We start from the raw sequence: 12,543 nt of genomic DNA on the forward strand, positions 1-12,543 counted from the left end.
TACTTAAATATGTATTAGAAGGTGAAAAAATGAGTTATAGAACAGAACATGATATTTTAGGATATATGAAAGTGCCTGATGATGCGTATTACGGTATCCATAGCCTTAGGGCACATGAAAATTTTAATTTATCAGGTCAAACAATTCACAAAGAGCTTATAATAGCACTGGCACAAGTAAAAAAAGCTGCTGCTATAGCTAATAGGAACATAAAACTGCTTGATAAAAAAATTGCAGATGCTATAATAATTGCATGTGATGAAATAATCGAAGGTAAACTTCACGACCAAATCATTGTTGATGCTCTTCAAGGTGGCGCAGGCACATCGGCAAATATGAATATAAACGAAGTCATTGCAAATAGGGCAATAGAAATACTTGGAGGTAAAAAAGGCGATTATAGTTTAGTCAACCCTGTTGACCATGTAAATTTAAGCCAGTCTACAAATGATGTCTTTCCTACAGCCGTTAGAATAGCAGCCATAAAGCTTTTGAAGCCTTTAAGTGAAAGCTTTGCCAATCTGCAGACGGCTCTTCAAGAAAAAGAAGATGAGTTTAAAGATGTGATTAAAATGGGCAGAACTGAGCTTCAAGACGCAGTACCTGTGATGCTGGGGCAGGAATTTGGTGCATATGCTCAAGCAATATCTAGAGATAGATGGAGGATATACAAAGTAGAAGAAAGGTTAAGGCAGGTAAATATAGGAGGAACTGCTGTAGGAACGGGCTTAAACGCTGATTTAAGGTATATTTACAGTGTGATAGAGATTTTGAGAGACATAACAGGCATTGGCCTTGCTAGAGCCGAGTACATGATGGACCCTACGCAAAACAACGATGTCTTTGTAGAAGTATCAGGTCTACTAAAAGCTGCAGCTACTAACCTTATCAAGATATCAAATGATATAAGGCTTATGTCGTCAGGTCCAAAATGTGGGCTTATGGAGATAACAATTCCGGAAGTTCAAGCAGGTTCATCTATAATGCCGGGAAAGATAAATCCTGTGATACCGGAGGCTGTAAAGCAGGCAGCGTATCAAGCGCTATCGTGTGACTATGCAATAACGCTTGGGGCACAATCTGGCGAGTTTGAGCTTAATTTTACATTGCCTCTTATTGCCTACAACCTGTTCAATGAAATTGACCTTCTTAAAAATGCGATAGATGTATTTATAAATAAATGTATAAAAGGCATAAAAGCAAACCGTAACTATCTTAAAGAGATGGTTGAGAACAGCCTCTCTTATGCAATAGCATTAAGCCCATATATAGGTTATGAAAAAGCATCTTTAATAGCAAAGGAAGCAAAAAATAGCGGCAAGACAATTAGGGAGGTTGCGAAAAAATATTTTTCAGAAGACCAGCTTGATGTAATATTTAATGAGTACGAAATGACAAAACCTGGTATACCGGGTTTAAAAAGATTGAGAGGAGAAGATAGATGAATACAACGCCAAATGCATCGAGGCTTCATATAGCCATATTTGGAAGAAGAAACGCAGGAAAATCAAGCATTATAAATGCCCTTACAAATCAAAACATCGCCATTGTTTCAGATGTTGCAGGAACTACAACAGATCCTGTTCAAAAAGCTATGGAAATACTTCCTATAGGACCTGTAGTAATTATAGACACTGCAGGGTTGGACGATACTGGAGAGCTTGGAGAGCTTAGAGTTAAAAAGACGTATGAGGTATTGAATAGAACGGATCTTGCTTTATTGGTTATAGACGGCTTGATGGGACCATCTGAATTTGAGGAGGAGATTTTAGAAAAAATTAGAGAAAAAAATATTCCTGCCGTAGGGGTTTTAAACAAGGTAGATTTAGTTGACTTCCATTTTAGCGAAAAAACTGAATGGGAAAAAAGACTTAAATTAGAGCTTGTAGAAACATCCGCCAATAGCGGTTATGGTATTGAGGAGCTTAAAAGGCAGATAATAAAAAAAGCTCCATACGATGATAAAGAGCTGTCTTTAGTATCTGATTTAATAAATCCTGGTGATTTTGTGGTGCTGGTAGTTCCCATAGATAAGGCTGCACCTAAAGGAAGGCTTATATTGCCGCAGCAGCAAGTCATAAGAGACGTGATTGAAAATGATGCAATTGCCGTTGTGACAAAAGAGTACGAGTTAAAAGAAACTCTAGAAAACTTAGGGAAGAAACCGTCATTAGTTATAACAGATTCTCAAGCCTTTTTAAAAGTAAGTGCTGATACACCAAAGGACATACCTTTAACATCGTTTTCAATCCTTTTTGCAAGATATAAAGGAGATCTTAATGAATTGACAAAAGGGCTTAAGGCATTAGAAAGGCTTAAGCCTGGCGACAAAGTTTTGATTGCTGAAGGATGTACACACCACAGACAGTCAGACGACATAGGAAAAGTAAAAATACCCAGGTGGATACGGCAAATTGTCGGTGGCGATATACAATTTGACTTTTCAAGCGGTATGACATTTCCTGATAATCTTGATGAGTATAAACTTATAGTCCATTGCGGTGGTTGTATGCTTAATAGGAGAGAAATGATGTACAGAATATCTTATGCAAAAGGTAAAGATATCCCAATCGTTAATTATGGGCTTTTAATCGCATACGTGCAAGGGATTCTGCCGCGGGCTATTGAGATGTTTCCGTCTGCGAAGCTTATATATGACGAGGACCAGCTATACTAAAAGTTGGTCCTTGTTTTATTCAGCCTGCTGGATTATTCCACGTGAAAAAGTGTGTTTGTACTGAAATAATACAACATACAATATATATATGATACCTATTACACCACTTATTATAAATGTCATGTGTGCGCCAACTTTTTCGGCAAGACTTCCTGCGTAAAGGGCACCTATAGGTGTGACGCCTCCAAATACCAAAGAGTAAACGCTCATAACCCTGCCTCTAAATTTATTGTTAGAGTTAAGTTGTACTGTAGTATTTGCAGATGCTGAAAAAGTAATCATAGAAAATCCTGATAAAGCTAGAAGTACTGTTGTAAGCCAATAATAGCTTTGAAAACCAATTAAGATTTGAAATAAGCATAAACCAAATCCTCCCATGATGATATAAAAAGGTTTTGCACCTTTTTTGCTTAATGTTGCAAGTGTAAGTGCACCTATTAATGCACCAACTCCCATTGATGACATAAGGAAGCCATATCCTGTCGAATTTTGATTGAGAGTATTCTTAGCAAAGACAGGCACCAATACATTAAAATTTATTGCAAATGTGCTTAAAACTGCCATCATAAGTATTGTAGCTAATATTATTGGCGTATTTTTAATGTATAAAAGGCCTTCTTTTATGTCAGATATGATCTCTTTTTTCTGAAGAATAGTCCTTCTTTTGCTGATTTTTACGTCAATTAGAACTAGTCCTGTGATAACAGCGATGAAGCTTAATGCGTTTAAATAAAAGCACAAGGCATAACCAAGAAGGCCAATTAGTACGCCTGCAATTCCAGGTCCTATGATTCTGGCTGCATTAAATATAGAAGAGTTAAGGGATATTGCATTCATCAAGTCTTCTTTTCCTACCAAATCGATGATAAATGATTGCCTTGTAGGGTTGTCTACTGTGTTTACAAAACCCATAATAGTTGCTAAAATGAGTATTTCCCAATAATTAATAAGGTTGAATGCAGTAAGTGTTGCCAGCACTAATGCTGTTGCCATCAAACAGGACTGCGTAAATATAAGTATTTTTCTTTTTGGAAATCTGTCTATTATAACACCTGCAAAAAGAGATAAAAAAAGCACAGGCAAAAATTGAAGGGCGCTGACTACACCCAACAAGAATGCAGAATTAGTCAATTTAAGGACTAACCAATCTTGACCAATATTTTGCATCCATGTGCCTATGAGGGATATCATTTGTCCAAACCAGAATAATCTAAAATTTCTGTGCCTTAATGCGGGAAAGGTAGTATCAACAAGCTTGTCAAAAAATATTAATAATGATTTCAATTAAAATGCCTCCTATTTGTAATAGTCACACAGAAGTTCAATAGACTTATTAAAATTTTCACTGGCCAAATCAGGCTTTCCAATATTTATATATAAATTACCTAAAGCTTTGTAAGCATCTGATAGATCTCTTTTAAGCCCTAACTTTTTAAGAATTTCCACAGATTTAGTAAGTTCTGACATAGATGAATCAAAATCCTTAAGTTTTAGATGGATGCAACCAAGTAAAGTATACAATCTTCCCATCTCTTCTTCTTCGTTTAATTCTTTGACTATGTTCATTGATGCATTTATGTATTCTAGCGCTTTATCATAGTTTTCAGTATAAAACTCGATTCTTCCTAATTCTGTAAGGTTGTATGCCATGCCTAGTTTATCTGATAAATCTTTGTATATAGCATAGCTGTAGAAAAAATATTTTTTTGCTATGTCGTATTTTTTCAGGTCAGTGTAGACAAATCCTAAATAGTTATATTCATTAGCAATGTCGCTTTTTATATTTAATGCTTTGCTTATTACCAGCGATTTTCTAATGTACTTAAGGGCATCCTTGTATTCTTTTAGTTTATAACTTACGAGACCAAGGCCGTTATTGCATTTAGCAATATAATTGACTGTATTTGTTTTGGTTGCGTAATTTAAGCAGTTTAAATAATAATCTCTTGATTTAATTAGTTCTCCCATTTTGTTGTAAAGAGTCCCGATGCTATACAATATCCTGCATTTAAGCTCATAATTTATTATACTGCTTTTGTCAAATTCGTCGATAGCCTTTAAATAATATGTAAGTGATGCATTGAAATCCTGAAGATTTCCATAGCATAGGCCTAAGTTATAGTATATCTCTACTAATATTTCATAAGAAGAGCTTTCAGCGAAATAAGGTAAACACTTTTTAAATAAATCCAACGCAGATTTGTAATTTTCGATTTTGACGTATGTTCTGCCTAGATAAAAACTGATTATGTTTAAAGTAAAATCATCGACTTTACACTCTAAAGCTTTTTCATAAAGCATTATTGCATCGTTATAGTTTCCGCTGTCAAGTGATTTTCTGCTTTCTATGATGAGTTTAAGCACCTTTTTGTACATGTTGATTTCTTCCATAAGTTCCGATTTATCTTTGTAGTCATCATCAAGAAAGTATACCAACGGTTTGTTTAATTTATTTGCGATGAAATCTAAAGCTTTTAAAGACGGATTTATTTTCCCTTTTTCAATCAAACTAATGTAGCCTTTTGAAAATTCATCACCAGATATATCACCCTGTTTTAAAAAAAGTTTTTTTCTTTCTTCTCTTATTTTTTTTCCTAATTTAACCACATCCATCAGAAATTGGCCTCCCCCTTTTATTATAAAATATATTATAATTTAACTAGTTGAAATTTTCAATCATATTTATTTAGACTATTAATAAATTTTAAGTTAAGTAAATTTTTTAATATTGGCTATAGCGTGTAGAATTTTGTTTTTTTATATCAATTCAATGGTATAATATAAATTAAAATAATCGGAGGTGAAATGATGGGTAATTTAGCAATAGTAGGACTTGGACCTGGTGCATTTGACCAAATGACAATTGGAACAATAGAGAAGATGAAAAATGCTGATAAATTATATTTAAGGACAGAGAAGCATCCTGTTGTAAAATATTTAAAAAAAATGGGCCTAAAATTCGAAACTTTTGACAAAATATATGAAAAAGGCTCGACATTTGAGGAAGTTTATGATAATATTACTCGGGAAATAATAGAAATTGCCGAAAAATATGATAATGTAGTTTATGCTGTCCCTGGTAATCCGTTTGTTGCAGAAAAGACTGTAGAGTATTTATTAAAGTTTTTAAATGGCAGTGACGATATAAAAGTAGAAGTTGTTCCAGCGATGAGCTTTGTAGATGTTGTTATCAACCAGTTAAAAGTAGATCCTATATATGGATTTAAAATTATCGATGGGCTATCATTAGATAGTATAAAACCTGATAAAAGGTGTAATAATTTAGTAACACAGGTATACAACAGAAGGGTAGCTTCAGATGTAAAGCTTAAGCTGATGGATATTTACGGCGATGATTTTTTAGTTACAGTTATAAAAAGAGCTGGTATAAAAGGCGAAGAGAGAATTGAGACGATGCCGCTGTACTCTATTGACAGAATCGACTGGATTGATTACCTTACATCTATATTTTTACCGCCTGTAAAGAATACTTTTCAGGAAAGATATGATATATATGATTTGCTGGACATAATGGCAAGGCTCAGAAGCGAGAATGGCTGTCCTTGGGATAAGGAACAGGATCATAATACATTAAAAAGGTATTTAATTGAGGAATGCTATGAAGTAATCGATGCAATAGAAAATGATTCAGATGAAAATTTGCTTGAGGAACTTGGGGATGTCCTCTTACAGGTGGTTTTTCATTCTCAGATTGCAAATGAAAGGAAAGCATTTAATTTCCACGATGTATGCGATGCAGAGTGTAAAAAGATGGTGTATAGACATCCTCATGTTTTTGGAAGTGAAGAAATAGCTAGTTCAGATGATGTCTTAAAAAGGTGGGATGAAATAAAAAAAGATGAAAAAGGCTTAAAGTCCCACACAAGTGAATTAAAAAGTGTTTCAAGGTCTATGCCAGCATTGATAAGGGGTTATAAAGTTCAAGAAAAAGCAGCGAAAGTGGGATTTGACTGGGACAATGTAGACGATGCTATGGCAAAAGTCTATGAAGAATTAAATGAATTTAAGGAGGTGTATAAAGGGGAAGACGAAAATGATAAAGTTGAAGAATTAGGTGACTTGATTTTTGCTATCGTAAATGTTGCAAGGTTTTTAAAGATTGACCCCGAAGTTGCTGTCCATAAGACCATTGAAAAATTCATCGACAGATTTAAATACATAGAAGATTCAGCAGAAAAGTTAGGCCAAAAAATGGAAGACATGACATTATCTGAGATGGATTTTCTATGGAATGAGGCTAAGATGTATAATTTTAATAAAAAAGTACAAAAATAAGCTTAAATTAGCAGGATTTTTAAGTTTTGTGAAGAATAAATAAGAGTAGTATATATTACTAAGGAGGTATTATAGTGAATAAGGCGGATCTTGTTACAAAGATTGCAGAAAAAAGTGAATTAACAAAAAAAGATGCAGAGAAAGCATTAAATGCTTTTGTGGATGCAGTGCAGGAAGCACTAAAGCAAGGTGACAAAGTACAGCTAGTAGGTTTTGGAACATTTGAAGTAAGGGAAAGAGCAGAAAGAAAGGGTAGAAATCCTCAGACAAAAGAAGAAATTACGATTCCTGCTTCAAAAGCACCAGTATTTAAGGCAGGCAAAGCTTTAAAAGATTTAGTAAATGCATAAAAATCAGGTCATATGACCTGATTATCTTTTTTGGGGGACGATAAAATGAGGCTTGATAAGTTTTTGAAATTGTCAAGGCTTATAAAAAGAAGGACAGTGGCAAAAGAAGCCTGTGACAAAGGAATGGTATCGGTAAATGGCAAGGTGGCAAAAGCAGGTGATATTTTAAAAGTTGGCGATATCATAGAGATAAATTTTGGGACCAGAGTGATAAAGGCAGAAGTTTTAGATTTAAAAGAGCATGCGTTAAAAGAAGATGCTGAGAAAATGTATAGGCTCATATAGTCTTTCATGATTTATATAGAATTAAAATGTATAATCCTTCACATACTAAGATAGGAACGGATATTGTATGGGAGGGATTTTTTTGAAGGCTAAAATAAAAGTATTTTTGTTATTTTTGGCTTTTATGATTATTGCGACATCGTGTGCTGCTCCGTCAAAGAGGCCGTCGCCAAATACAAAACAACAAGTATCTCTGCCTAAGATACCGGCTAAAATCAGCCGTGGTACAAAAAAAGAACCGATTTTAAAAGTTTATATAGCAAAAACAGGAAAGATTGAGACAATGCCTTTAGAGCAATATGTTATGGGTACAGTGGCAGGTGAAATCAAAAACGATTGGCCTATAGAGGCTTTAAAAGCGCAGGCTATTTTAGCAAGAAGTTATGTGTTGAATTTTGTTGATACTAGAAAGTCTAAATACGATGATGCTGATATATCGACTGATTTTGAAGAAGCACAGGCATGGAATCCGGCAAATATCAATTCAAATATAAAAAAGGCTGTAAATGAGACAAGGGGATTGGTGGCAGTATACGATGGAAAATATATAGATGCGTGGTTTCACTCATATGCGGCAGGAAGGACTGCATTAGCGAAAGAAGGATTAAACTACAAAAAACCAGAGCCTCCATATATTGAAAGTGTTAAGTCTAACGATAGCAAAGATGCGCCGGCAAATATCAAGCATTGGACTTACACATTTACAAAGCAAGAAGTTTTGAATGCGTTGAATAAAATGGGTGTAAACATCAATGATTTTAGCACAGTAAAAATAGGGACAAAAGGTATATCTGGAAGGACTATTAATCTTAATTTCGATAAAATACCTGTAAATGCGCCGGATTTTAGAATTGCCATTGGAAGTGAGAAGATGAAGTCTACAATGCTTGATAGTGTCAGATTTGATGGCAGTAATTTAACGATAAAAGGAAGAGGCTTTGGACATGGTGTTGGCATGTCCCAATGGGGAGCATATCAGATGGCAAAAGACGGTGCAAAGGCAAAGGACATTATCATGCACTACTTTAAAAATTTAAATATTGTGAAGCTTTGGAAATGAAGAGAGCCTAAAAAGCTCTCTTTTAAGTTCTAAAAATCACATAGTGGACATAGAATTATTCTAAAAGAGGAGGTGTTATGATGGATGATAGAAGAGGGACAAACACCAATAAGGCACAAAATATTTCTGTTCAGAACAGAGAAAAGATGCAGATAACAGGAGTAGACAATGTTGTAAGCTTTGACGATGAGACTGTTGTGCTTGAGACGTCTATGGGCCTTTTGACAATTAAAGGACAGGAACTTCACATAAATAAGCTGAATTTAGATGACGGCAATGTATCGATAGATGGCGAACTCATAAGCATTACATACAGTGATAGAAGTGGAATAATTGGGAAATCTGGCGGATTTTTAAGCAGAATGTTTAGGTAAGATAATAATTGAATAGACACCCTAAATCATGTATTATTATAATAATATATGATTTAAAGGGGATATGCTTTATGGATACTTATGTACTTGTAGATTTTGATGGTACGATAACAAAGGAAGACACGTGCTATGCAATGGTAAAAGCCTTTGCAAAGGATGGATGGCAGGATATAGAAAAAGACTGGGAAGAAGGCAAAATAACCACAGAAGAATGTGCATTAGAGACATTTAAGCTTATGGACATGGATGAAAAAAGGTTAAAGAGATTGCTTGACAATATAGAAATTGACAGCTATTTTAAAGATTTTATTGATTTTTGCAATAACCGTTGTTATAAAGTTATTATAGTAAGTGATGGATATGATTTTAATATAAAGACTATTTTAAAAAAATACGATATAAACATTGAGTATTACAGCAATAAGCTGGATTTTTGCGATGGTAAAATTGTTGCGTCATTTAATACGTCTCCTGATTGTGACAAATGTGGATCTTGCAAACTGGAAGTTTTAAAAAAGTACAAAAAGGAAGGTTCAGAAATTATTTTTATTGGCGATGGTTACTCAGATATTTGTGTATCGCAATATGCTGATAAGTTGTTTGCTAAAGACGTACTTAAAAAATATTGTGAAGAAAATAATATTTCATACATGCCTTTTGAAAATTTTAAAGATATCATAGATTATCTAAAACAAAAGCGATAAACTAATTTGAGTTTATCGCTTTTGCTATTGGCGGTACAACTTGCTTTTTTCTCGATATAACATATGGCAGGTAAAAATTGTTGTCGTCTATACTTATATTGAATGCTCTTTCCAATAGATCTTTGTGATTGCCTGCAAATAAAAACAAAGATCCTTCATTTATAATATCTGTAAGCATAAGCAATAACATATCAAAGTTTTTGTTTTTCCTTTCTTCTTCCATGAATTTAAGAAGGTCATTTTTAAGATTTCCAATGCTTGACAGAGTGTTTACCTGTCCTATACCAACTTTGAAATCTCCGATTAAAAATTCTTTAAAATCCATATAGAATATTTCATCAACTGTTTTGCCTTTTAACGATGTGCCGGCTTCAAACATTTTTTTGCCGAAAGATTCTATATCAATTCCTGCTATCTCAGATAATTTTTTTGCGGCCATTATGTCCTCAGGGGTACATGTTGGCGATTTAAATACAAGCGTATCTGACAGAATTGCAGCACACATAAGCCCTGCTATATGTTTATCAGGTGTTATTCCTCTCTCTTCATATATTTTGTTAATGATTGTAGAAGAACAGCCTACAGGTTGATTTCTAAAAAGTATTGGTTGATTTGTTTCAATGCCGCCTACTCTGTGATGGTCAATGATTTCGAGGATCGTTGCGTCTTCTATTCCATCTACAGCTTGTGATAATTCATTGTGATCAACAAGTATTATCTTCTTTCTATTATAGTCCAATATATGACGGCGAGCTAAAAGTCCCAATATTTTTCCGTCATCATCCACAACAGGGAAATTTCTGTACCTGTATTTTAACATGGTTTGTCTTACATCGTCTATGTAATCACTGTCTTTAAAAGTGACAATATCGTCTTTAATCATTATAAGGGACACAGGGAGGCACTGATTTATTAGCTTTATAGTGTCAAATGTATCGCAAGGTACGACTATTAATGTTGAACTAAATTTTTCAGCTTCGTTTATTACTGCCCTTGACGGCTCTTCACCTCCAGTGATTATGATGGTTTTGGCACCTTTTCTTATGGACTCCAACTGAATATTTTCCCTGTTTCCTACAATCAGCGTCATGCCTGACTTTATTCTGCTTACGACGCTTTCTGTCTGCATGGCAGCTACAATTATATCACCTCTTATGAATTCCTCATTTCTTACAATTATTTTTCCATTTAGCGTCTTTATAATATTCTCAATAGGAATATTGTAATTTGATAATTCATGGGACGATGTTAAGTATGCTTTTGCAAGATCTCCCATTGTAGCGATGCCTTTTAGTTTATTTTCATCATCTACTACTATTATAGTTTTAGAGTTATTGTTTAATAATACATTCCATGCCTCATACATAGGTGCTTTTTCACTTATAGTAAGAGGTTTATCATAAGCAATGTCGCCAACCTGTGTAAATACATTGTCTATCAATAGTGGTTCTTTTACATTAAAATAGTTTAATACAAATTGTGTTTCCCTGTTAATAGGGCCTAGCCTTACAGGGATAGCATCTATTTTATCGGCTTTCCTTTTTAAATCAGCGTATGCTATTGCTGAACAAATTGAATCAGTATCTGGATTTTTATGTCCTGAAACAAATACAACACTCATATTTGATTTCTCCTTTGTTTAGATTTTATTATGACTTTTAATAAATAGTAGAATCACTGAGATTTAGGGAAATTTAACTTAAATATTGGTTGGCGTATTAAAGAATCATATCAAAATCTCATATAAATATAATATAATATGAGGAGGTATAATGTAAATGGTAATGAATGTACAAAGCCAGCTTTATTCATTTCTTGTCATGTTATATGGTGGCATGATAATTGCTATTTTATACGATGTATATAAAGTTATAAGGATTATATTAAAACCTAATAGACTTGCGACAGATATAGGAGACATTATTTTTTGGATATTAGGAACAATTGTCTTCATATTTTTTTTATACATAAGCAACTATGCCGAAATAAGATTTTATTCATTTCTTGGATTCCTAATTGGTATACTTTTATACAATATACTGTTAAGCCCTTTTGTTATAAAGCTATTGCTGTTGGTTTATAAAATCGCAAAAAATATATTTATAAAGGCATACAAAATTGTAGCATATCCGTTTATAGCTGTATATAATATGCTGATTGTGCCAATCAGATATTTCTCAAAAATGATGGGCATACCTGGTAAACTAGTTTACAACATAATATCTCATTTTAATATTTTTAAGAAAAAAAAATAAAGGATTTTTAGTTGCGATGTCGAATATATTTTAAAGTAATAAAAAACGAAAATACTTTGAAAGGTTTGTTGAAGTCATGAAAGGAAGAAGTAAAATTAAATTTAAAACAATATTGTTACTTCTTTTTGTCGTATATGTAGCATTTACCTTCGTAAAACAACAAATTACTTTGAATATTTTAGACAATAGGTTAAATGTGGTTACTTCTAAAGTGAATGCTGCTGAGGAGGAGAATAAAAGATTAAATAATCAGATAAAATATATTAAGACAAATGAATTTATAGAGAATGAGGCAAGACAAAAGTTAGGGCTTGTAAAAAAAGGAGAGATTATGTTTGTAGATACGGCTAAAGATAGCAAAGATTCGTCAAAATAGAATAAGAATTTTTTAAGGTGCTTGATAGTAGGAATTTTTTAATATATAATAAACGTATTAGTAATTAAATAAAGAGTGATTTCGGAAACTAATTTCCAGCAGCATACAATGACATAAATTAGATATTAGATACAAAAAATAACAATGATTTTGCGATAAAAATAAG

The 12,543-nt window shown here is 33.4% G+C and carries 13 protein-coding genes; 10 read left to right on the top strand and 3 right to left on the bottom strand.

The annotated features are described in order from the left end of the window. Nucleotides 1-29: 29 nt before the first annotated feature. Complete coding sequence (locus J2Z80_RS13445) at nt 30-1,445, top strand: aspartate ammonia-lyase (protein WP_209454846.1); 1,416 nt, start codon at nt 30-32, stop codon at nt 1,443-1,445. After that, nucleotides 1,442-2,677, top strand: coding sequence for a [FeFe] hydrogenase H-cluster maturation GTPase HydF (gene hydF, locus J2Z80_RS13450; protein ID WP_209454847.1), 1,236 nt, complete (start codon nt 1,442-1,444; stop codon nt 2,675-2,677). The genes J2Z80_RS13445 and hydF overlap by 4 nt, the downstream gene beginning before the upstream one ends. 15 nt (nt 2,678-2,692) lie before the next feature. On the opposite strand, the gene J2Z80_RS13455 is transcribed toward hydF, so the two are convergent. Together J2Z80_RS13455 and J2Z80_RS13460 are read right to left on the bottom strand one after the other, a co-directional pair. Continuing rightward, the gene (locus J2Z80_RS13455) at nt 2,693-3,961 is read right to left on the bottom strand and encodes an MFS transporter (protein ID WP_209454848.1); all 1,269 of its coding nucleotides are present in this window, start codon (nt 3,959-3,961) and stop codon (nt 2,693-2,695) included. A gap of 12 nt (nt 3,962-3,973) precedes the next feature. After that, nucleotides 3,974-5,290, bottom strand: coding sequence for a helix-turn-helix transcriptional regulator (locus J2Z80_RS13460; protein ID WP_209454849.1), 1,317 nt, complete (start codon nt 5,288-5,290; stop codon nt 3,974-3,976). Between the two features lie 195 nt (nt 5,291-5,485). Between J2Z80_RS13460 and yabN the strand changes: the two genes are divergently transcribed. From yabN to J2Z80_RS13490, 6 genes are all read left to right on the top strand, one after another. Beyond that, nucleotides 5,486-6,973, top strand: coding sequence for a bifunctional methyltransferase/pyrophosphohydrolase YabN (gene yabN, locus J2Z80_RS13465; protein WP_209454850.1), 1,488 nt, complete (start codon nt 5,486-5,488; stop codon nt 6,971-6,973). A gap of 74 nt (nt 6,974-7,047) precedes the next feature. Then, nucleotides 7,048-7,323 carry an HU family DNA-binding protein gene (locus tag J2Z80_RS13470; RefSeq protein ID WP_013296814.1) on the top strand — a complete coding sequence of 92 codons (276 nt, stop codon included), beginning with the start codon at nt 7,048-7,050 and terminating at the stop codon, nt 7,321-7,323. A gap of 45 nt (nt 7,324-7,368) precedes the next feature. Beyond that, on the top strand, nt 7,369-7,608 hold the full coding sequence (locus J2Z80_RS13475) for an RNA-binding S4 domain-containing protein (RefSeq protein ID WP_209454851.1): 240 nt from the start codon (nt 7,369-7,371) through the stop codon (nt 7,606-7,608). Nucleotides 7,609-7,732: 124 nt separating this feature from the next. Beyond that, the gene (locus J2Z80_RS13480; protein ID WP_432422728.1) at nt 7,733-8,668 is read left to right on the top strand and encodes a SpoIID/LytB domain-containing protein; all 936 of its coding nucleotides are present in this window, start codon (nt 7,733-7,735) and stop codon (nt 8,666-8,668) included. Nucleotides 8,669-8,745: 77 nt separating this feature from the next. Beyond that, entirely contained in the window at nt 8,746-9,042 is a 297-nt protein-coding gene (gene yabP / locus J2Z80_RS13485) for a sporulation protein YabP (RefSeq protein ID WP_399388431.1), read from the top strand. Between the two features lie 71 nt (nt 9,043-9,113). Continuing rightward, a complete protein-coding gene (locus J2Z80_RS13490) occupies nt 9,114-9,746 on the top strand; it encodes an MtnX-like HAD-IB family phosphatase (RefSeq protein WP_209454853.1) in 633 nt (210 codons plus the stop codon). Between the two features lies 1 nt (nt 9,747). Here J2Z80_RS13490 and J2Z80_RS13495 read toward each other — a convergent pair whose 3' ends face one another. Then, entirely contained in the window at nt 9,748-11,367 is a 1,620-nt protein-coding gene (locus tag J2Z80_RS13495) for a putative manganese-dependent inorganic diphosphatase (protein ID WP_209454854.1), read from the bottom strand. Between the two features lie 157 nt (nt 11,368-11,524). Between J2Z80_RS13495 and yabQ the strand changes: the two genes are divergently transcribed. Then, nucleotides 11,525-12,001: a spore cortex biosynthesis protein YabQ gene (gene yabQ, locus J2Z80_RS13500; protein ID WP_209454855.1), complete on the top strand. Its 477-nt coding sequence runs from the start codon at nt 11,525-11,527 to the stop codon at nt 11,999-12,001. 76 nt (nt 12,002-12,077) lie between these two features. After that, nucleotides 12,078-12,377 (top strand): FtsB family cell division protein, encoded by a 300-nt coding sequence (locus J2Z80_RS13505; RefSeq protein WP_209454856.1) that lies wholly within the window; start codon nt 12,078-12,080, stop codon nt 12,375-12,377. Nucleotides 12,378-12,543 lie beyond the last annotated feature (166 nt).

The organism is Thermoanaerobacterium butyriciformans (assembly GCF_017874545.1).
In the GTDB taxonomy this organism is placed as follows: Bacteria; Bacillota; Thermoanaerobacteria; order Thermoanaerobacterales; family Thermoanaerobacteraceae; genus Thermoanaerobacterium; species Thermoanaerobacterium butyriciformans.

Bases quoted from the DNA above. Each gene is read 5' to 3' on its own strand.
- J2Z80_RS13480 (WP_432422728.1), top strand. From the start codon at position 7,733: ATGATTATTGCGACATCGTGTGCTGCTCCGTCAAAGAGGCCGTCGCCA.
- yabP (WP_399388431.1), top strand. From the start codon at position 8,746: ATGATGGATGATAGAAGAGGGACAAACACCAATAAGGCACAAAATATT.
- J2Z80_RS13460 (WP_209454849.1), bottom strand. From the start codon at position 5,290: ATGGATGTGGTTAAATTAGGAAAAAAAATAAGAGAAGAAAGAAAAAAA.
- J2Z80_RS13505 (WP_209454856.1), top strand. From the start codon at position 12,078: ATGAAAGGAAGAAGTAAAATTAAATTTAAAACAATATTGTTACTTCTT.
- hydF (WP_209454847.1), top strand. From the start codon at position 1,442: ATGAATACAACGCCAAATGCATCGAGGCTTCATATAGCCATATTTGGA.
- J2Z80_RS13490 (WP_209454853.1), top strand. From the start codon at position 9,114: ATGGATACTTATGTACTTGTAGATTTTGATGGTACGATAACAAAGGAA.
- J2Z80_RS13475 (WP_209454851.1), top strand. From the start codon at position 7,369: ATGAGGCTTGATAAGTTTTTGAAATTGTCAAGGCTTATAAAAAGAAGG.
- yabQ (WP_209454855.1), top strand. From the start codon at position 11,525: ATGGTAATGAATGTACAAAGCCAGCTTTATTCATTTCTTGTCATGTTA.
- yabN (WP_209454850.1), top strand. From the start codon at position 5,486: ATGGGTAATTTAGCAATAGTAGGACTTGGACCTGGTGCATTTGACCAA.
- J2Z80_RS13495 (WP_209454854.1), bottom strand. From the start codon at position 11,367: ATGAGTGTTGTATTTGTTTCAGGACATAAAAATCCAGATACTGATTCA.
- J2Z80_RS13445 (WP_209454846.1), top strand. From the start codon at position 30: ATGAGTTATAGAACAGAACATGATATTTTAGGATATATGAAAGTGCCT.